Source organism: Pseudomonas sp. MS19, from assembly GCF_013277615.1.
Taxonomy (GTDB): Bacteria; Pseudomonadota; Gammaproteobacteria; order Pseudomonadales; family Pseudomonadaceae; genus Aquipseudomonas; species Aquipseudomonas marincola.
Map to the genome: position 1 here is coordinate 171,466 of NZ_VBTO01000018.1, position 20,316 is coordinate 191,781.

A 20,316-nucleotide genomic window follows, 5' to 3' on the forward strand; every position below is an offset into this window, starting at 1 on the left:
CTGTTGATATGCTTAAACTTCACTTTTGCGCATAACCCTTAGCTGGTATCTTGCCTGCGCTCTCGCTTGAGGCGCGGCCGTGCGCGCAGATTTGCTGTAAGCAGCCTGATAACAGGACCTTTCATGTACGTATATGACCAGTACGATCAAAACATCGTCGATGACCGCGTAAAGCAGTTTCGTGATCAAACTCGCCGTTATCTCGCAGGAGAACTCGGTGAAGCAGAATTTCGCCCTTTGCGCTTGCAAAACGGCCTCTACATCCAGCGCTTCGCACCCATGCTGCGCATCGCTGTGCCTTATGGCCTGATGTCATCCAGACAAGTGCGGATGCTGGCCAAGATTGCCCGCGACTATGACAAGGGCTACGCCCACATCAGTACGCGCCAGAACGTCCAGTTCAACTGGCCGGACCTGGAAAACGTGCCGCAGATTCTGGCCGAGTTGGCAACCGTGCAGATGCACGCGATCCAGACCAGCGGCAACTGCATCCGCAACACCACCACCGACCAGTTCGCCGGTGTTGCCAAAGATGAAGTCGTTGACCCGCGTCCGTGGTGCGAAATCATCCGTCAGTGGTCGACCTTCCACCCGGAATTCTCGCACCTGCCGCGTAAGTTCAAGATTGCCGTGAATGGCGCTGTCAGCGACCGCGCGGCCATCGAAGTCCACGACATTGGCCTTGAAGCCGTGAAGAACGCAGCCGGAGAGCTGGGCTTTCGCGTGTCGGTCGGTGGCGGCCTTGGCCGTACGCCCGTGGTTGGCAGCTTCATCAATGAATTCTTGCCGTGGCAGCACCTGATTACTTATCTCGATGCGATCCTGCGCGTTTATAACCGCTATGGCCGCCGTGACAACAAGTACAAGGCGCGCATCAAGATTCTGGTCAAGGCACTCACTCCAGAGGTTTTCTCTGAGCGTGTAAATGCCGAATGGGCCCACCTCAAGGATGGCCCGAGCACACTGACCGAAGCAGAAGTTCAGCGCGTGGCCGCTCACTTCACCGACCCGGCCTACCGTGAGCTGAATGATTTCAGCGGCGAGCTTGCCGAACTGGATGCGCAGCACCCGGGCTTTGCCCGCTGGCGTCAGCGCAACACCTTCGCGCACAAGAAGCCGGGCTATGTGGCCGTCACCCTGTCGCTCAAACCTACCGGTGTAGCGCCTGGGGACGTGACCGACAAGCAGCTGGATGTGATTGCCGATCTGGCCGACCGTTACAGCTTCAATGAAGTGCGCAACAGCCATAACCAGAACATCATTCTGGCGGACGTTGAACAAAGCCGTCTGTTCGAACTGTGGGGCGAGCTACGCGATAACGGCTTTGCAACGCCGAACATCGGCCTGCTGACCGACATCATCTGCTGCCCGGGTGGCGACTTCTGCTCGCTGGCCAACGCCAAGTCGTTGCCGATTGCCGAAGCCATCCAGCGTCGCTTCGACGACCTCGATTACCTGTTTGATATCGGCAACCTCGATCTCAACATTTCCGGCTGCATGAACGCCTGTGGTCACCACCACGTTGGCCACATCGGCATCCTCGGCGTCGACAAGAAAGGTCAGGAGTTCTATCAGGTTTCACTCGGCGGCAGCGCCGGTCGTGACGCCAGCCTGGCGCAGATTCTCGGCCCATCGTTTGCCCAGGAAGACATGGCCGACGTGATCGAAAAGATCATCAACGTCTATGTCGAGCAACGGAACGAAGAAGAAAGCTTCCTCGACACCTATCGCCGTATTGGTGTCGACCTCTTCAAGGAGCGCGTTTATGCAGCGAATAATTAAGAACGGCCAGCTGATTGATGAAACCTGGCATCTGCTGCCCAAAGACGCCGCGTTCGACAGCCTGCCAAACTGTGACGATATCATCGTGCCGCTGGGCCTTTGGGTGGATCACGGCCCGGCACTGAAAGCACGCGATGGCGGCTTGGGTGTGTGGCTGGATGCCGGTGATGAGATCGAAGAAATCGCCGATCAGCTGGACAACTTTCAGGTTATTGCCCTGAACTTCCCGGCGTTCACCGATGGCCGTCACTCCTCCACTGCCTACCTGCTGCGTCAGCGTTATGGCTACAAGGGTGAAGTGCGGGCGATTGGCGATGTGCTGCGTGACCAGTTGTTCGCCATGCAGCGCTGCGGCTTTGATGCCTTCGCACTGCGTGAGGATCAGGACGCCGAAAGTGCTCTGCAAGCCTTCAGCGAGTTCTCCGAGGTGTATCAGGCCAGTAGCGACCAGACGTTGCCACTGTTCCGCCGCCGCGGTTAAGCAATACCAGCAGCAGCAAAAAGCCCCGCAATTTGCGGGGCTTTTGGCATTTCAGATTTGGCCAGCAGACGCCAGACTAATCGAGGTTGACCAGCACCCGGCCAACCATGTTGCCAGCCAGGATTTTGCCCAACGCTTCGGGCAACTGCTCAAGCTGCAATTCAGTCACCAGACTTTCAAGGGAGTCGAGCTTCCACTGCAAGGAAAGCTTGTCCCACATTGAGGCCTTGACCACCAATGGCAACTCCACCGAATCAACGCCCAGCAAGTTGACGCCACGCAAGATGAACGGCAGCACGCTGGCCTTGAACTCGATACCGGCGGTCAGGCCGCAACAGGCCACACTGGCGCCATAACGCAAAGACTTGACCACGTTAAACAGGATATCCCCGCCAACGGTATCAACCGCGCCTGCCCACTGCTCTTTGAGCATCGGTTTCTCGACGCCTTCAGCAAGCACGCTGCGCAGGGTCACCTCGGTGGCGCCCAACGCCTTGAGAAAATCCGACTGCCAGGCTTTGCCTGTCGAGGCTGTCACGCTGTAACCCAGCTTGGTCAGCAAGGCCACCGCGATTGTGCCGACGCCACCGGTAGCGCCGGTGACCAGAATCGGCCCCGCGTCCGGCGTGATGCCGGCCTGCTCTAGCTTGTCGATACACAGCGCCGCCGTTAAGCCGGCAGTGCCGAGCACCATCGCCTCACGCATGCTCAGGCCTTCAGGGCGCTTCAACGCCCAGCCAGCAGGAATGCGAATGTACTGGCCAAGACCGCCGGCGGTATTCATGCCGAGGTCGTAGCCGGTGACGATGACCTCATCACCCGCGCGAAACTCCGCCACACTGGATTTCTCGACAATCCCGGCCGCATCAATACCGGGCGTATGCGGGAACTTGCGAGTCACCCCACGGTTACCTGAAGCGGACAGCGCATCTTTGAAGTTCAACGATGAGTACTTGACCCGAATCAGCAATTCGCCTTCGGGCAGCTCGCTAATATCACGCATAACCACTGTCTGCTCGAACTCGCCAGACGCCGCTTCACGCACTTGCAATGCTTTGAATTGACTCATTGTGCTTCCTGTTCGCTTGTTGTCGAAAACTTACCAGAAACGTTGTTGGGTGAGACGCCCGATCCAGGTCAGGGCGAAACGATCAAGCGCCACACTGGCAGCCAACCCTACACGCTCCTGCAATGACTTACGGGTGGCAAAGTGCAGGTGATACAAATCATGGCTGGCCAAATGTTCGGCAAGGTATTGATCACTGGTTTTCAGCTCGTCGACCAGCAGCTTTTCTTGTGCCGCGAGCCCCAGCCAGACTTCACCCGTGGCAATTGCATCGATATCGAGTTGCGGGCGATAGCGCGCCACAAAACCTTTGAACAACTCATGGGTTTGCTCAAGGTCTTCCTGAAATTTCTCGCGACCCTTTTCAGTGTTCTCACCAAACACGGTCAGGGTTCGTTTGTATTCACCAGCGGTGAGCACTTCAAAGTCGATGTCATTTTTCTTCAGCAAGCGATGAATGTTAGGCAACTGCGCCACCACACCAATCGAGCCGAGAATCGCAAACGGGGCACTGATAATCTTGTCGCCAATGCAGGCCATCATGTAACCGCCGCTGGCCGCCACTTTGTCGACACAAACAGTCAGCGGCACGCCGGCCTCACGCACGCGCGCCAGCTGCGATGAAGCCAGGCCATAGCTATGCACCATGCCTCCGCCGCTTTCCAGGCGCAGCACCACTTCATCCTGCGGCGTCGCCATGCTCAGCAACGCGGTAATTTCATGGCGCAGATTGTCGGTCGCCGAGGCTTTGATATCGCCATCGAAATCCAGCACGAACAGGCGCGGTTTCTCCGAGCCGTGTTTTTTCTCGTGCTTGGCGGCCTTCTCTTCGGCCTTGTGCTTGAGCTTCAATTGCGCCTTGCCGAGCGTTGCCTGCTCCAGGCCGTGGCGCAGTTGCTGATAAAAGTCGTTAAGTTTATCGACCTGCAGCTCGCCGGTTTTACGGCGTCCTTTACTGCGCAGCGCTACCATCAGGATCAGCACAATGGCAATGGCCACAACCACCGTTGCGGTCTTGGCCAGAAAGCCCAGGTAATCTGTAAAAAACTCCACTCACATCCCCTTCTCGATACACCGTTTGCTCCGCGCCAGGCGGCTCCATTCGCCCAAGCATACCGAGGCCAACCGCAACCGGCCAGCAGTGCTGCGCAACCATGAATGATTAATCATTTCAGTTGCTGAATCACTCGCCCGGGCGTTTCGTTTGGCGCAAGATCAATTGCGCCAACGCGGTTTTTCAAGCGCTTTATGGCGAACGCGGCAGGGTTAAAATGGATAATTCAAACAAGCGTATGTTTTTTCGTTGACACAACGCCACTGGAGCCCATAACCTCGCCAAACTTTCAACGTACCGGAGCAATAACGGACGTGGGTAGCATTTATCTGATTCGACATGGCCAAGCCTCATTCGGCGCCGACAATTACGACAAATTGTCTGATATTGGCATTCGTCAGGCAGAAGTGGTTGGCGAGTATCTGGCGCAACTCGGGGTCACACTCGACCGCTGCATAAGCGGCGACCTGCAACGCCAGCAACACACGGCCACCTCCGCCCTGAGCAAATTGCACAGCGCCGGGATAGCCGTGCCGGATCATGAGATAAATGCCGCCTTCAATGAATTTGATGCGGATGCTGTAGTACGCGCTTTGCTACCCGGCATTCTTCAGGATGAACCTGAAGCGCTGGATATCATGCGCAACGCAGCCCAGCACCGCGCCGAGTTTCAGCGCCTGTTTTCGTTGCTGATCATGCGCTGGGTATCGGGCGAGTACGACATAGCGGGCCTGCAGAGCTGGAGCGCCTTCGTCGAGCAAGTGCAAGGGGGTCTGCAAGGGCTGCTAGACTCGGCGCAGAGCAAACAGAATATTGCAGTGTTTACCTCGGGCGGCACCATCACCGCCCTGCTTCACCTGATTACCGGGCTGCCTGTAGCGGCGGCCTTCGAGTTGAACTGGCAAATTGTAAATACATCATTGAGTTGTCTTAAGTTTCGCGGCAACTCGGTGCAACTGGCTTCCTTCAATAGTCACGCACATCTGCAATTATTGAAGGCGCCACAGCTCATCACCTATCGCTGAGCATTGGCCCAATGCACCACTAAAAGGTGCAAAACCTGAAAAAAAGGAAGAAACCATGAGCGTTGCAGACATCATCAATACCATGCAATCCAAGTTCAACGCCTCTGCAGCAGCAGGCCTGGACCTGGTGTTCCAGTTCAACATCGAAGATGGCGAGAACTACTCCCTGATCGTTAAAGACGGCACCTGCGATGTTCAGCAAGGTGACAACCCGGACGCAAACGTAACGCTGATCATGGACAAAGAAACCCTGAAAGGCATCACCAGCGGCGAGACCGACGGTATGCAGGCATTCATGTCCGGCAAACTGCGCGCTGAAGGCGACATGATGCTGGCAATGAAGCTGAGCGAACTGTTCCCAGTTTAAGCAGCTGAAACGGACGCTTAATGCGCTCGGCAGTGTAAAAAACCGGAGTCCTGGACTCCGGTTTTTTTTCGCCTGGCCGGCGCCGATGTCGATTAATCAGGCAGCTTGATTGAGGTGCAACACTCACGCCTATAACAGCATGTAGTGCTTGCTGGCACCCAAGGGTCGCATTAGATTAGCCAATAATATTGGGCCACCATTATAAGCAGAAGGGATAACCATGGCGCTCACTGATCAGTCCACGCGTATACGCGATGGCGAAGAACTCGACGCAGCTGTCATTGACCAGTACCTCAAGAGCCATATTTCCGGGCTCAGCGGCACGCCCAAAATCAGCCAATTTCCGGGCGGCGCGTCCAACCTGACCTACCTCCTTGAATACGCCGAGAAAGAATTCGTCCTGCGGCGTCCGCCATTCGGCCACAAGGCCAAGTCCGCGCATGACATGGGCCGCGAATTTCGCATTCTCAATCAGCTCAACGACGGTTTCCCCTACTGCCCAAAGGCTTATGTGCACTGCACCGATGAGTCGGTAATCGGCGCCGAGTTTTATGTCATGGAGCGCGTCAACGGGATCATCCTACGCTCGGAAATCCCCGCTGAGCTGAACCTCGACGCCGGCCAAACGCGCAAGCTGTGCGAAAGCTTTATCGACAAGATGGTCGAACTGCACAACGTCGATTATGAGGCTTGCGGCCTCGGTGATCTGGGCAAGCCTGAAGGCTATGTCAGCCGCCAGATCAATGGCTGGGCGGATCGCTACGAGAAAGCCCTGACGCCGGATGCACCGCATTGGGAACCGGTCAAGGCCTGGCTGCGCGAGAAGATGCCCGCAGACCACCCCAAACCCGCCATTGTGCACAATGACTACCGCTTCGATAACGTGATTCTTGATCCGCAGAACCCGATGAACATCATCGGCGTGCTCGACTGGGAACTGACCACCATCGGCGACCCGCTAATGGACCTGGGCAATACGCTCGCCTATTGGGTCGAAGCGGATGATCCGGCGCCCGTGCAAATGACCCGCCGCCAGCCAAGCAACGCGCCGGGCATGCTTTCGCGCAAGGAATTCGCCGAGTATTACGCCCAGCGTGCCGGCATTGAAATCAGCAACATCGACTTCTACTACACCTACGGTCTGTTCCGCCTGGCCGGCATCGTGCAGCAGATCTACTACCGCTTTTATCACGGCCAAACTCAGGACAAACGCTTCGCGCAGTTCATTCACATGAACAAACTGCTCGAACAAATGAGCCTGCAAGTCATTAACAAATCTCAGCTCTAAGCTGGCTTAGTTTCAGGGGATACGCATGTCCAAGACTCAACTGTTTGACCTCGACGGCAAGATTGCATTTGTTTCCGGCGCCAGCCGTGGCATCGGCGAAGCCATCGCCCGCCTGCTCGCTCAGCAAGGCGCGCATGTGATCGTTTCCAGCCGCAAGATCGAAGGCTGCCAGGCAGTCGCTGATGCAATCATCGCCGACGGCGGCAAAGCCACTGCCATCGCCTGCCACATTGGCGAGATGGAACAAATCTCCAGCGTCTTCGCACAGATCCGCGAGCAGTTCGGCCGTCTCGACATTCTGGTCAACAACGCTGCCACCAACCCGCAATTCTGCAACGTGCTCGACACCGACCTCGGCGCCTTCCAGAAAACCGTTGATGTGAATATCCGTGGCTACTACTTCATGTCGATTGAAGGCGGCAAACTGATGAAGCAGAACGGCGGCGGCAGCATCATCAACGTGGCCTCGATCAACGGTGTTTCGCCCGGCGAGTTCCAGGGCATCTACTCGGTGACCAAAGCGGCCGTTATCAGCATGACCAAAGTGTTTGCCAAGGAATGCGCGCAGTTCGGCATCCGCTGCAACGCCCTGCTGCCAGGCCTGACCGACACCAAGTTTGCGTCTGCGCTGACCAAGAACGACGCTATTCTGAATATTGCCCTGCAGCGTATTCCGCTGAAGCGCGTGGCCGATCCAAGTGAAATGGCCGGCACCGTGCTGTATCTCGCAAGCGACGCTTCGAGCTACACCACAGGCGTTGCGCTGAACGTAGACGGCGGCTTCCTGTCCTGATACCAAGCGGCAACAGCGCTACGAAAAAAGGGACCTTCGGGTCCCTTTTTGATTGGCCAAGAAAGTGTTTATTGCCAGTTGCGCAGTGCGCGCTCCGCAGTCGGATTGATCGGCTGCGCCAACAAGCCGGTCGGCGTTAATGCGACAGAGTATTGCGCACCGTCAGCGATTGGCAGAAAGTCCACCCGAACTGCCTGCGCGTCAAATACCAGCAGGTCGTGCTGGCCCAGACGCAACCAACGCCACAGGTCTATGCCATACAAGCTATGGCCCAGCGCAACCTGTTGGTGCCGCGCACGTTGCTGCTGCTCGATAGCCAGAAAACGTCCGGAGAGCTTTTCCAGGCGATAACCTGGCTCCATACCAATCAGCTCGGCAAGGCTCTTCCATTTGAACAAGCGTGCATCCAGCTGCCACAGGTCTCCTTCGAGAGTCACCGTGCGCTGGCGATCGTGCTCAACGATAGTTACTTCATAGGCATCTTCCTGCGCCTTGAAGCTCAGCGTTGCCAGTGGCTGCTCTGCCGGAATAGTCGCGTAACTGAGCAGATCATAGGCCACCAGCCCGAGGACTGCGGCGAACCCTGCAAATACCAGCCCGCACATCCCGCGCAGCCACGCCAGAAACCAGTGGCCGCCAAACAGAATACGCAGCGCTATCAAGGTGATAATCAGCGCCAGCAGGCCGGTAGCCAAAGCCAAACCGTTGTATTGCATTAACCACATCCCTTAAGCAGCAAAATACTGGCATTATGCGCAGCTTCATTCCCCGGGCGCCGTGATCTGACTGCGCCACAGACACTGGTGTTGCTGACGTATGCTACTGCCTTTTGATCTCGCGGTTGAACCTACCACTCTGCTAATTCTTGCGCTGGTAGCGTTTTTTGCAGGCTTTATTGATGCAATTGCTGGCGGTGGCGGCTTGCTTACCATTCCGGCATTGCTCACCGCAGGCCTGCCGCCTCATTTGGTCCTTGGCACTAACAAACTCAGCTCGACATTTGGTGCAGCGATTGCCAGCTTCACCTTTTACCGGCGCAATCTGTTTCATCCACGGCAATGGCGCAATGCGCTGATTGGCACCGCCATCGGCGCGCTGGTTGGCGCAGCGGTGGCGCAATGGCTGCCGGCCCATCTGCTCAATCAAATGCTGCCAGTGGTGGTATTCGGCTGCGGTTTGTATCTGTTATTCGGCCGCACGCCAGAGACGCACAGCGCGCCGGACGTGATCATTCCCAAGCGCCGGCAATGGCCACAAAGCCTTAGCCTGGGCTTTTACGACGGCGTCGCTGGTCCCGGCACCGGTGCATTCTGGACAGTCTCGACCCTGCTGCTTTATCCGCTCGATCTGGTACGCGCCAGTGGCGTGGCGCGCAGCATGAACTTTGTCAGCAATATTTGCGCCCTGGCGATCTTTATCGCCAGCGGTCAAGTCGCCTGGGTTCTGGGGATTTGCATGGGCTTATCGCTGATGTGTGGCGCATTCATTGGCGCGCGCACCGCGATCAAGGGCGGCTCCAAGTTCATCCGCCCGGTGTTCATTATGGTGGTGCTGGCGCTGACCGTGCGCCTAGCCTGGCAGCACTGGTTCGGGCAGGCCTAAACGGCGCGCAACGTATACGTCGATCAGGAAACGGGCGATTGAACGACTGGCAGGAAGCGGCGGCAGATCATGCACACTGAACCACTGTGCATCTTCGATCTCATCTTCCTGCATGACGATATCGCCAGAGGCGAACTCGGCATGAAAGCCCAGCATCAGCGAGTGCGGGAACGGCCAACCCTGGCTGCCGAGATACTGCAGGTTGTGAACCCGCACACCGACCTCTTCCAGCACTTCACGGTGCACGCACTGCTCGACCGACTCGCCGGCTTCAACAAAGCCTGCCAACGTGCTGTACATGCCGGTAACGAAGCGCTTTGAGCGTGCCAGCAGGATCTCGTCGCCACGTGTAACCAGCACAATCATGCTCGGCGACAAGCGCGGATAATGATGTACAGCGCAACGCTCACAATGCATCGCACGTTCACCCGCAAGCTGCTGCATCGGATTGCCGCAACTGCCGCAGAAACGATTGTGCGCCGCCCAGACGGCAATCTGCGCGGCGTAACCGAGCAACGCGAAGGTGTCGGCGTCGCCCTGCATCATCCACTGGCGCAGACTCTGCCACTGACAGCCCGGCAACTCGACTGGCCGATCAACCTGCAACAGGTAAACCGCATCGCCTTTGAAATGACCAATCCCGTGCTCGGTTTCGAGTAACGGCAAGTCCTGCTTTTTCAGCCACTCACGCGGAAACAGCACGCCATTGGCATCGCCAAGGAAGTGCTGTTCACAATGCAGCAGACACCAGCCACCCGGCTCTGCTGTGTCGAGTAGCGAGGGTTTCCAACTCATTACGCGGCTACCTGTACACCCAATGCCCGAATACTTTCACTGGCCATGTCGAGCACGCTCGTACCATCACTGTTCTGTGCCGACTGTTCAGTATCCAGATAGTATTCCAGACTTGCCAGCGCATCGGCCAGTGATTCGAGGGTTTGCTCGCTGGGAATCTGGCTGATGTCGAGCATTTGTTCCTGAATATAATCAGCGCAAGCGCCAACCAACGCGGCTGCCCGCTCCTGCCCGAGAAACCACAAACCGCCGCGAACCGCCTGCAAGCTGAAAGGCACATTGGCCAGATGGCTGCGCTCGCCATTCGATTCGAGGTAGGCCGTGACCGAGCGTTTGGTCAGGGCAATGCTAGTTTTCGCCTCATCGATCACCACAATTCGCGCTTCATTGAGTTGCAACAACGCGAACATGTCCACTTCTGACACCTCGGCAGCAGGTGTCTTACGCTGGCTGCGCTTGCTCGAACCACTGCTGAGCGAGGCCACCATGCCTTCGACAAACAGCACGGAGTCGGCAATCTTGTTCAGCTCGCCCGGCTGCGGTGCATTGCCGGAAACCCAGTTCGCCACCACTGGCAGATGTTCGGCCAGCGCGTGGCCGGATGAGCTGAGCCCGACCATGCCCAGCGTCTTGCCAAGCTTGCCGATCAAAGCGTAAAGGTTACTCAGATTCTCCTCATCCAGAGTGCCGCGCTCGATCAGATCAAGGCTGTCTTTGACGCTGCTCAGCTCTTCACGAATTGCCGAGGTGAGCGAACGGATAACCGCCTGACCCGGCCCGGCCAGTCGCAGGTATTCCTGCTCGAGCAACTGGTCGGTAAATGGCAACGACGGCAGACGAAACACCGAGCGAATAGAGGTGACCAGCGGGCCTGAACTGTCCGACAACGCCACAACATATAGCAGCTCTTTGAGCAGGCTGCGCGGCGGTTCGTAATCCGCCGAGTTGAGCAGCTTTTTCAGCTCACGATCAAGGCGGCTGAACAGCTGTTTGCGCGAGTTGCGCACCAGCATGTCGCCATCGAGTTGTGCCTCCAGGGCCGCGCTGGCAACCCAGCACAGACGCCCGCGTGATTCATTGGCAAACAACTGATCAATACGGCTCATGGCCTTGCACATCAGCGTCAGACTGGCCTTGGTTGCCTGTTGCTTGATAAAGCCCAACAGCCCCACTTGATAAGCCCGGCGCATCTTGCGCCCAAGCGCTTCCTTGGCGGCGGCATCCAGCGCCTGCGTCGGTGCGTGTGGGCGTGGCATATCCAGGCGCACGCTGAAGAAAAAGCTTTCTGCCAGCGCGGGCTGACCGCCACTTCTGCGCAGGTCGTTAATCGCCGGCAGCAGCAGTTCGGGGATTTCTTGGCGATGGGTGTCCATGCTTTCGAGATAGCGCCGCAGCACGTGCAGCGCATTACTCAGGGCCGACAATTGCGCGTCACGCTCCTCGCCAGCACCGGTTGGAATATCCGTGGCCTGATCCAGCACTTCCTGCGCCAGCAACTCGGCGCCTGTCAGCTCGATCAGCTTGAGCGTGCCGCGAACCTGTTGCAGATTTTCCACCGCCTGCTGCAACAAGCTGCCGTTCATGCGTTCAGCAATGAACTGCTCAAGGCTGGACTCAGCCTCCTCCATGGTCGCGAATAATTCATCGCGCACCAGACTTAGTGACGTTACACCTGAAGCCATGAGTTAAAGCGCCTCCCGCGGCAAAAATGAAGACACGTTGAAAGAGGCCATCAATCGGCAAACTCAGGTTTTTGCTTGGTCATGTGCGCGGTCATGGCAATGCGCATGTCTTCCGACTGCAGCATTGAGGCATTCCAGGTGGCGATATATTCAAGGCCGTCATCGACGCGGTGATCACGCATATAGCGAATCATTTCCTTGGTACCACGCACGGCCACAGGCGACTTGCTCGCAATTTCGCGGGCGATTTCCATCACCCCGTCCAGCAGTGCGGTCTTGTCTGCAAAGGTCCGGTTTACCAGCCCGATTGTTTGCGCTTCGGTGCCGTCGATGGTGCGCCCGGTGTAGGCCAGCTCGCGCATCATGCCATCACCGATAAGGCGTGGCAGACGCTGCAAGGTGCCCACATCAGCCGCCATGCCCATGTCGATTTCTTTGATCGAGAACTGCGCATCCGGCGTTGAATAACGCATGTCGCAAGCACTGATCAGGTCGATCGCGCCGCCAATGCAATAGCCCTGAATGGCAGCCAGCACCGGCTTGCGACAATTGTCGACGGCATTGAATGAGCCCTGCAGGGTGAGAATGGTCTGGCGCAATGTCAGCGCATTGCGGGCCACATCTTTACCCAGTTTGCTGCTGACCTGCGCCAGCAGCATCAGGTCGATGCCGGACGAGAAATGCTTGCCCTCGCCGGTGAGCACAACTGCACGGACTTCATCCGTGGCATCTACCCAGCGGAAAATATCGATGATTTCGGTCCAGAAGTCTGCATTCATTGCATTGACTTTTTCCGGACGGTTTATCGTAACCACCGCGATTTTGTCTGCCAGTTCGACACGAAATGCCTTGTACTCGGACACGTAAGCCACCCTCTTTGCAGGAACTTATTTCTTATTAATAACCCGCCAACTATAACAAGAGCCGCTTAAAAGTCGATGCCGGCCTCTGTGACGCAGACCACGGCGTCGAGCTTAAAGCGAAAAATCGAAATCCGCGGTAATCAATTGAATGCGAGTGTGTGAAGAAACACGCAGCAGTCACCAACATGGCCCCGCTGCGTGCTGTAGGGAGGCTACTGTTTGATGCAATCCACGGTGTAGCACTTGCCCTGTTCTGTTTGCTGGATCTGCAAGCCGTGCACATCGGCATCGAAGCCTGGGAAACTGCTGTCGAAGTTTCGCGCGAACTCAAGATAATCAATTATCGAGCGGGTCTCGGCAGTGAATCGTTCCCCGGGCATGATCAGCGGAATACCTGGCGGATATGGCACCAGCATCACCGCGGCGATACGCCCTTCCAGCTCAGCAACCGGTACCGCCTCCACTTCCCCGCGCACCAATTCGTTATACGCATCGGCCGGTTTCATGGCGACTTCCGGAAGTGTGGTGTACATGCGTTTGAGCGCTTTCGCCGTGGCGTTCTCGCGATAGCACTGATGCAACTGATCGCACAGATCACGCAAGCCCATGCCCTGATAACGCCCGGCACCCTCGCGGGCAATCGACGGCAATGCTTCGATCAGCGGCATGTTGGTGTCGTAACACCGCTTGAACTCCAGCAACTCGGTGAGCAATGTGCTCCACTTGCCCTTGGTGATACCCATTGAGAACAGCACCAGAAACGAGTACAGGCCGGTCTTCTCAACGACCAGCCCGCGTTCCCAGAGGAACTTGCTGACCACCGCCGCCGGAATACCGAATTCATCGAGCTTACCGCCTGCAGTGAGGCCGGGCATAACCAGCGTGACCTTGATCGGGTCGAGCAATACATAGTCTTCGGCAATGTCGCCAAAGCCATGCCAGTCGGCTTGCGGTTGCAACAGCCAGTCCTGCGTGTCGACATCGGTGACGCCATGATTCTGCGGCGGCTGCCAGATACTGAACCACCAGTCGTCTGCTGCCAGATGCTTGTGCAGGTTGGCCAGCGCCCGGCGAAAGCTCAGGGCTTCATCGAAGGTTTCCTGAATCAGTGAGCGACCGGCCGGCCCTTCCATCATCGCCGAGGCCACATCGAGTGAGGCGATAATGCCGTACTGCGGCGAAGTCGAAATGTGCATCATGAAGGCTTCGTTGAAGCGATCGGTATCCAGCTGACGCGCGCCGCCATCCTGAACATGAATCATCGAGGCCTGGCTGAAGGCAGCCAACAGCTTGTGCGTGGAATGGGTGCTGAACACCAGCGGCGTATTGGCCTCACGCGAGGTGCCCATCCCGTAGCGCCCGCTGTAGAACTCGTGAAACGCGGCGTAGGCGTACCACGCCTCATCGAAATGCAGCACCTCGACGCTATCGCCCAAAGTTTGTTTGATAAGTTCGGCGTTGTAGCAAAGGCCGTCATAGGTCGAGTTGGTCACCACCGCCAGTTTCACCTTGGGCGCGCGACCGCGCGCCAGCGGGCTGGCATCAATCTTGGCTTGGATCGACTCGCGGCTGAACTCGCTGAGCGGAATCGGCCCGATAATCCCCAGCTCATTGCGTTCCGGGCACAGGTACAGCGGAATCGCGCCAGTCATGATGATCGAGTGCAGAATCGACTTGTGGCAATTGCGATCGACCAGCACCAGATCATCACGTCCGACCATGCTGTGCCAGACGATCTTGTTGGCGGTCGAGGTGCCGTTAATAACGAAATAGGTGTGATCGGCGCCAAAGTTGCGCGCCGCACGCGCTTCAGCTTCCGCCAACGGTCCGGTGTGATCGAGCAGCGAGCCGAGCTCTGGTACCGACACCGACAAGTCCGAACGCAGGGTGTTTTCGCCAAAGAACTGGTGGAACGCCTGCCCCACCGGACTTTTCCGGTAGGCCACCCCGCCACCATGGCCCGGCGTGTGCCAGGAGTAGTTGGATTGCGCGGTATGTTGTACCAGAGCGCGGAAGAACGGCGGCAGCAAGCCATCGAGATAATTGCGGGCGGCGCGGGCAACCTGGCGGGCGAGGAACGAGACGGTGTCTTCGAACAGATAAAGGATGCCGCGCAACTGATTGAGGTCAGCCATCGCCTCAGCCGGAGCATTCTCGATGGTCACCTGTTCACCCAGGGCGAAAATCGGCACTTGCGGCGCACGCACCCGTGCGATGCGGATCAACTCGACCATGTCTTGCAACAGGTGCTGGTTTTCACCGGCGCCTTCGGCGGTCATCAAGATACACGCCAGACCGTGATGGGTGGATGCAACAATGCGCGCCTCGGCAGAGTTGGCGCTGCTGATAATGCTGAAGCCTTCTTGCTCAAGCTCATGAGCAATGGCCCGCACGCGGTCACCTGCCACCGTGTCGGCTTTAATGTCGCGGTGCACGATCAAGACAGGAAACTTTAGATCTTTATACATTGTGGATTCCCTGAAAATGGCAGCACGCGGCCGCCCATCACGTCAGGTTAGAGCCTAGCCCGCCTCGGCGTAACCCCCTGTCGTGGAACCCTGTAAGAAAAAGTCGCGCCGCCATAATAGAAACTAGAAACAGCGCTCAACTTGGTAACGGGTGCTGATCATCGCGCGCGTTTAATCGCCCCATAAAAAACGCCCCGCGGGATAAACCGGCGGAGCGTTCTCGGCGACGCAGTTACACGGGCTATTAAGCGCCAGGCTGCTCCAGTTGCAGCCACAGCGGCAAGGCGCCAGCTGACTTTTCAATTACCGCCAGACGCGCACGATGCGCTTCGAGGTCTTCTTCACTGGCGCGAATCACCGGGCCACGCGCACGTTCGCCAGACAGACGCCGAATCGGGCTCGGTTGCTGGCGTCCGGTGCCATCGCCTTCAGATCCTTCGCCAGCCAACGACAGGTTGGTCTGGCCACCGGTCATCGCCAGATAGACGTCGGCCAGAATCTCGGCATCGAGCAATGCGCCGTGCAGATCACGGCCCGAGTTGTCGACGTCATAGCGTTTGCACAGCGCATCGAGGCTGTTGCGCTGGCCCGGGTGGCGCTCACGGGCCAAGGCCAGGGTATCGAGAATGCTGCAGTGATCGCTGATATCAGCACGATCCTGCTGACCGATCAGGGCAAATTCGTTATTGATAAAGCCGACGTCGAACGCGGCGTTATGGATAACTAGTTGCGCGCCCTTGATGAACTCGAAGAACTCCTCGGCGACTTCCTTGAAGCGCGGCTTGTCCTTCAGGTATTCGTTGGTAATACCGTGGACGGCGATCGCGCCTTCATCGATATCCCGGTCGGGTTGCAGATAGACATGGAAATGCCGCCCGGTCAGGCGTCTGCCCATCAACTCGACACAACCGATTTCAATTACCCGATGGCCGTCGCCAACCGGCATACCGGTAGTTTCGGTATCGAGTACGACCAGCCTTTTGACTACATCTTCATTCGCCACTGTGTATCACCCTCTCTTGGCTGCCGCTAACGCGCTCACGACAACTCAGCAAAACTTTGGTAAATCCCGGCTAGGCCGCAGATTGCCAGACAAACGCAAAAGCACTTGCCCATAAACAGTCACGGGGCCGTCAGGCCAAGCCGCGCACTTCATCGACACCGCGATTGGCTAGCTGGTCGGCGTGCTCGTTACCCGGATGGCCGGTATGGCCGCGCACCCACTGCCACGTCACATTGTGTCGGCCAACCTGCTCGTCCAACTCACGCCACAGGTCGGCATTTTTAACCGGTTGTTTGGCGGCGGTTTTCCAGCCGCGTTTTTTCCAGTTGGGCATCCAGTCCTGAATGCCCTGCATTACATATTGCGAATCCGTTACCAGGCGCACGTCGCACTGGCGCTTGAGTTCCTGCAAGCCACGAATCGCCGCAGTCAATTCCATGCGGTTGTTGGTGGTTTCGGCCTCACCGCCCCACAGCTCTTTTTCTACACCTTTATAAACCAACACAGCGCCCCAGCCACCCACGCCAGGATTACCCTTGCAGGCGCCGTCGGTATAGATCACAACTTGTTCAGACATGCAGAGCCTTTAAACGAAAATAATTAGTCTGGCGGGTTCTTCGATTGCTCGGGCTCACAACGGCTCACATTAGCCACCGGCATCGGCACCAGAACACCACGCGGCTCACGCCTTGACTGACGTATCGGCCGCATACCGCTCACCAGCTTGCGTGCGACCAGCAGATAAAAGCCGCCGCCCGGTGATTGCCAGGTATCACCCCAGGAATCCAGCGACGCCAGTCGCGACTGCCAGCCTGACGATGCAAGCGGCGGACGATAGCACCCGAAGCGGCGTTTCTCCAGCGCAAAACCCAGCAGGTGCAACCAGTCGCTCACCCGGCTCGGCGCAAAGCAACGCGCACGCCCCAGCGCATCGCGGGCGAACACATGTCGCGCGCCCCAGGCACTGATCGGATTGATACCGATGATCAGCATATGGCCGCCGGGCCGCACACTGTGGGCGGCCTCGCGCAGCAAACCGTGCGGTGAAAGGCTGAAGTCCAGGCCGTGTTGCAGCAGGACCACGTCAGCGGCGTATTCAGTCAGCGGCCAGGCTTGTTCCTCGCAGGCGATCTCGACGCCGCTAAAGGGTGCGCCAAGGCGTACGCTGCGCTGGATTTTATCGGCATTCGCTGCAGGCTCAGCCGAAGGCCCGTAATGCACGAGGTAGCCGCCGAAAAACCGCTGCAGTTCTTCGTCCAGCATGCGTTGTTCGGCGCCGAGCAGCATGCTGCCAACGGGGCCGTTGAACCAGTCACGGGCGTCGCCGATCAATTTAAGCCAATCGGCATCTGCTTGAGCAAAAGGATGCTCGGACATATTAATACCTGCGTAGCTGTGTGAAGCATTGAGGCTTAAGATGCACCTTTACGTGCAGATAAGCGATGAGCAACATGATAACTATCGACGCCCTCCCCGCATTCACAGACAACTATATCTGGTTGTTACAAGACCCGGAGCAGCAGCGTTGCGCGGTGGTCGATCCCGGTGATGCCGCGCCCGTAGAAGCCTGGCTCGATGCGCATCCGCAATGGCAACTCAGCGATATTCTCATCACTCACCACCATTTTGACCATGTCGGCGGCATTGAAAAACTCAAGCAACGCACCGGTGCCCGCGTGCTCGGGCCTGCCAGTGAGAAGATTCCGGGCCGCGATGTCAGCCTCAAGCAAGGCGACAACGTCGAGGTACTCGGCCACACGTTGCAGGTCATCGAGGTGCCGGGCCATACCTTGGGCCACATTGCCTATTATCAGGCCCAGCAACACTGGCTGTTCTGTGGCGACACGCTGTTCGCCGCCGGGTGCGGGCGACTGTTTGAAGGCACTCCGGCGCAAATGCACGACTCACTGAGCCGCCTGGCCGCCTTGCCTGAGCAAACCGCAGTATATTGCACCCACGAATATACCCTCTCCAACCTGCGCTTTGCCCTTGCCGCCGAACCCGGCAACAAGGCGCTGCAACAACGCATGCAGCAGGTCACTGAATGGCGCGAAGCAGGTGAAATCAGTTTGCCATCAAGCATCGGTCTGGAGCTCAAGACCAATCCATTTTTACGCTGCAACGAATTGTCTGTTAATGAAATATTACAAGAGCGCGACGGTCGGTCGCAGCGTACGCCAGTACAGGCCTTCGCTGCCTTGCGCAGCTGGAAAGATTCCTTTTAGAGGCTACTCAGGTCGCAAAAACGCTGGTCAAAACTTGACCATGCCGCTGTCGATTCCTAGAATCGCCCGACCTCTGAATCGGATCGAACACTCTTTCTAATGCCTTTACTTGTAGCTAAACCATTGAATTCAAAGGCATTAGCACACACAGCGAAAGCGCTCGTGGTGATGTTCTGTGCAATCGCGGCCGGCTGTCAATCCATCGACAGCAACGACGCCGCCAACCTTAAAACGGTCAACCCGGCAAGCTCAAAACCTGAAGTCGAGTGGACCACGCTAAGCGAACAAACCCAGCCTGAGGACATCTGGGAGCGGATTCGCGAAGGCTACAAACTGCAGGAAGAGATCGGCGTAAACCCGCGCGTCGAGCAACAACGTCTGTGGTTCGCCAGCAACCCTTCGTTTGTGCGCACGGCCAGTGATCGCAGCAGCCCTTACATTCATTACATTGTTGAGCAACTCGAAGAGCGCAACATGCCGATGGAGCTGGCGCTGCTGCCCATGATCGAGAGTGCCTATAACCCGTTCGCTTACTCGCATGCCAAGGCGGTGGGTTTGTGGCAGTTCATGCCGGCGACCGGCAAGCACTTCAATCTGCGCCAGACCAGTTGGTATGACGGCCGTCGTGACGTAATGGCCTCGACGCACGCAGCCATTACCTATCTGTCGCGCCTGCACGACATGTTCAACGGTGACTGGCTGCTCGCACTTGCGGCCTACAACGCCGGTGAAGGCCGTGTCAGCCGGGCTATCGAGCGTAATCAGAAGCTTGGCTTACCGGTCGACTACTGGAATCTGCCGCTGCCTGAAGAGACGCGCAACTACGTGCCCAAGCTGCTGGCCATCTCGCAAGTGGTCCTCAGCCCGGATGCTTACGGCGTGGCGCTGAGCCCGGTGGCAAACGAGCCCTATTTCGAGCAGGTTGTGTTCAAGCAGGAAATGGACCTCAACCGCATTGCCGAGCTGGCCGATGTCGATCCCGACGAGCTGTACCTGCTGAATCCGGCATTCAAGCGTCATGTCACCATGGACGGCCCCAAGCGTCTGTTGGTGCCGATGGATAAAGCCGATCAGGTGACCGCCACGCTGGCCAATCTGAAACCGCAGGACTTGCTCAAATGGCAGCAATACACGGTTCGTCGTGGTGACAACCTGAGCAGCATCGCCAGACGCTACGGCGTTGCCACTGCCGAATTGAAGAGAACCAACAAGCTCAGCAGCAACCGCCTGCGTATTGGCCAAAAGCTCACATTGCCGATGGGTGCAGGGTCGCCACTGGCGCCGCAACAAGCCCTTGCCAGCAACCAGCGCAGCAATACCAAGTACACCGTTAAACGCGGTGACAGCCTGTCGAGCATCGCCCGTGCCAATAAAGTCAGCATCAATGATGTGAAGCGCTGGAACGGCATGAAAAACAACAACCTGCGCGCCGGTCAGGTATTGGCGCTGAAAGCCCAAACCAGCACCAGCAGCCGCAGCGCCGTAACCTACTACAAAGTGCGTAAAGGCGACTCGCTGTCAGTGATTGCTCAGCGCTTCAAAGTGCCGATGAAGCACCTGAAAACCTGGAACCCACGCTCAAGCAGCGCCCTCAAGCCTGGCCAGACCCTGACTCTGCGTCTGCCGCGCTAAGCCAAACCTGCATCGCCGGCAACCGGCGGTGCAGGTGCTTTCCAGCGTAACCGCCGCGCCTGCACCCGCCCCCTTCCCCAGCCTTTTCGTGGCTTGATTGAGCGCCTGCTCAAACTCGCTGCGGCATCAACCTTTTTCCTGCCGATACAAGCTGTTACTGTACCCAACCAGAAGCCCATAAAGCTGCCAC

General features: G+C 57.5%; 19 protein-coding genes. 9 read left to right on the forward strand and 10 right to left on the reverse strand.

What is annotated here, in order from left to right:
* The first annotated feature begins 123 nt into the window (after nucleotides 1-123).
* Both FEZ62_RS19225 and FEZ62_RS19230 read left to right on the forward strand, forming a co-directional pair.
* Nucleotides 124-1,782, forward strand: a complete 1,659-nt coding sequence (locus FEZ62_RS19225; RefSeq protein WP_172929461.1) for a nitrite/sulfite reductase — start codon at nucleotides 124-126, stop codon at nucleotides 1,780-1,782.
* Entirely contained in the window at nucleotides 1,766-2,263 is a 498-nt protein-coding gene (locus FEZ62_RS19230; protein ID WP_150549317.1) for a DUF934 domain-containing protein, read from the forward strand. The genes FEZ62_RS19225 and FEZ62_RS19230 overlap by 17 nt, the downstream gene beginning before the upstream one ends.
* 76 nt (nucleotides 2,264-2,339) lie before the next feature.
* On the opposite strand, the gene FEZ62_RS19235 is transcribed toward FEZ62_RS19230, so the two are convergent.
* Together FEZ62_RS19235 and sohB are read right to left on the reverse strand one after the other, a co-directional pair.
* Complete coding sequence (locus FEZ62_RS19235) at nucleotides 2,340-3,332, reverse strand: YhdH/YhfP family quinone oxidoreductase (RefSeq protein ID WP_172929462.1); 993 nt, start codon at nucleotides 3,330-3,332, stop codon at nucleotides 2,340-2,342.
* 30 nt (nucleotides 3,333-3,362) lie between these two features.
* The gene (gene sohB / locus FEZ62_RS19240) at nucleotides 3,363-4,382 is read right to left on the reverse strand and encodes a protease SohB (RefSeq protein WP_172929463.1); all 1,020 of its coding nucleotides are present in this window, start codon (nucleotides 4,380-4,382) and stop codon (nucleotides 3,363-3,365) included.
* 315 nt (nucleotides 4,383-4,697) lie between these two features.
* Between sohB and FEZ62_RS19245 the strand changes: the two genes are divergently transcribed.
* The 4 genes from FEZ62_RS19245 (at nucleotide 4,698) to FEZ62_RS19260 (ending at nucleotide 7,856) form a co-directional block, all read left to right on the forward strand.
* The gene (locus FEZ62_RS19245) at nucleotides 4,698-5,408 is read left to right on the forward strand and encodes a histidine phosphatase family protein (RefSeq protein ID WP_150549320.1); all 711 of its coding nucleotides are present in this window, start codon (nucleotides 4,698-4,700) and stop codon (nucleotides 5,406-5,408) included.
* A 55-nt stretch (nucleotides 5,409-5,463) separates the two neighbouring features.
* Nucleotides 5,464-5,775 carry an SCP2 sterol-binding domain-containing protein gene (locus FEZ62_RS19250; protein ID WP_069900184.1) on the forward strand — a complete coding sequence of 104 codons (312 nt, stop codon included), beginning with the start codon at nucleotides 5,464-5,466 and terminating at the stop codon, nucleotides 5,773-5,775.
* 220 nt (nucleotides 5,776-5,995) lie between these two features.
* Complete coding sequence (locus FEZ62_RS19255) at nucleotides 5,996-7,063, forward strand: phosphotransferase family protein (protein ID WP_172929464.1); 1,068 nt, start codon at nucleotides 5,996-5,998, stop codon at nucleotides 7,061-7,063.
* Between the two features lie 25 nt (nucleotides 7,064-7,088).
* A complete protein-coding gene (locus FEZ62_RS19260) occupies nucleotides 7,089-7,856 on the forward strand; it encodes an SDR family oxidoreductase (RefSeq protein WP_069900182.1) in 768 nt (255 codons plus the stop codon).
* A 68-nt stretch (nucleotides 7,857-7,924) separates the two neighbouring features.
* Here FEZ62_RS19260 and FEZ62_RS19265 read toward each other — a convergent pair whose 3' ends face one another.
* Complete coding sequence (locus FEZ62_RS19265) at nucleotides 7,925-8,572, reverse strand: hypothetical protein (RefSeq protein WP_090512161.1); 648 nt, start codon at nucleotides 8,570-8,572, stop codon at nucleotides 7,925-7,927.
* A gap of 106 nt (nucleotides 8,573-8,678) precedes the next feature.
* Between FEZ62_RS19265 and FEZ62_RS19270 the strand changes: the two genes are divergently transcribed.
* Entirely contained in the window at nucleotides 8,679-9,458 is a 780-nt protein-coding gene (locus tag FEZ62_RS19270) for a TSUP family transporter (RefSeq protein ID WP_090512283.1), read from the forward strand.
* Here FEZ62_RS19270 and nudC read toward each other — a convergent pair.
* The 7 genes from nudC to FEZ62_RS19305 all read right to left on the reverse strand — a co-directional run bounded on the left by nudC (nucleotide 9,426) and on the right by FEZ62_RS19305 (nucleotide 17,646).
* The gene (gene nudC, locus FEZ62_RS19275) at nucleotides 9,426-10,253 is read right to left on the reverse strand and encodes an NAD(+) diphosphatase (protein ID WP_172929465.1); all 828 of its coding nucleotides are present in this window, start codon (nucleotides 10,251-10,253) and stop codon (nucleotides 9,426-9,428) included. The genes FEZ62_RS19270 and nudC overlap by 33 nt on opposite strands.
* Entirely contained in the window at nucleotides 10,253-11,935 is a 1,683-nt protein-coding gene (locus FEZ62_RS19280; protein WP_172929466.1) for a ferrous iron transporter B, read from the reverse strand. The genes nudC and FEZ62_RS19280 overlap by 1 nt, the downstream gene beginning before the upstream one ends.
* A 50-nt stretch (nucleotides 11,936-11,985) precedes the next feature.
* Nucleotides 11,986-12,798 carry a crotonase/enoyl-CoA hydratase family protein gene (locus tag FEZ62_RS19285; RefSeq protein WP_069900178.1) on the reverse strand — a complete coding sequence of 271 codons (813 nt, stop codon included), beginning with the start codon at nucleotides 12,796-12,798 and terminating at the stop codon, nucleotides 11,986-11,988.
* A gap of 212 nt (nucleotides 12,799-13,010) precedes the next feature.
* Nucleotides 13,011-15,266, reverse strand: coding sequence for an arginine/lysine/ornithine decarboxylase (locus tag FEZ62_RS19290; protein WP_172929467.1), 2,256 nt, complete (start codon nucleotides 15,264-15,266; stop codon nucleotides 13,011-13,013).
* Nucleotides 15,267-15,510: 244 nt separating this feature from the next.
* Entirely contained in the window at nucleotides 15,511-16,242 is a 732-nt protein-coding gene (gene dnaQ, locus FEZ62_RS19295; RefSeq protein ID WP_274600704.1) for a DNA polymerase III subunit epsilon, read from the reverse strand.
* Nucleotides 16,243-16,399: 157 nt separating this feature from the next.
* Nucleotides 16,400-16,846 carry a ribonuclease HI gene (gene rnhA / locus FEZ62_RS19300; protein ID WP_069900176.1) on the reverse strand — a complete coding sequence of 149 codons (447 nt, stop codon included), beginning with the start codon at nucleotides 16,844-16,846 and terminating at the stop codon, nucleotides 16,400-16,402.
* Between the two features lie 23 nt (nucleotides 16,847-16,869).
* Nucleotides 16,870-17,646, reverse strand: coding sequence for an SAM-dependent methyltransferase (locus FEZ62_RS19305; protein WP_069900175.1), 777 nt, complete (start codon nucleotides 17,644-17,646; stop codon nucleotides 16,870-16,872).
* 74 nt (nucleotides 17,647-17,720) lie between these two features.
* Here FEZ62_RS19305 and gloB point away from each other — a divergent pair, with 74 nt between their 5' ends.
* Together gloB and FEZ62_RS19315 are read left to right on the forward strand one after the other, a co-directional pair.
* Nucleotides 17,721-18,494, forward strand: coding sequence for a hydroxyacylglutathione hydrolase (gene gloB, locus FEZ62_RS19310; RefSeq protein WP_172929486.1), 774 nt, complete (start codon nucleotides 17,721-17,723; stop codon nucleotides 18,492-18,494).
* Nucleotides 18,495-18,593: 99 nt separating this feature from the next.
* Nucleotides 18,594-20,126, forward strand: a complete 1,533-nt coding sequence (locus FEZ62_RS19315) for a LysM peptidoglycan-binding domain-containing protein (RefSeq protein WP_172929470.1) — start codon at nucleotides 18,594-18,596, stop codon at nucleotides 20,124-20,126.
* Nucleotides 20,127-20,316 lie beyond the last annotated feature (190 nt).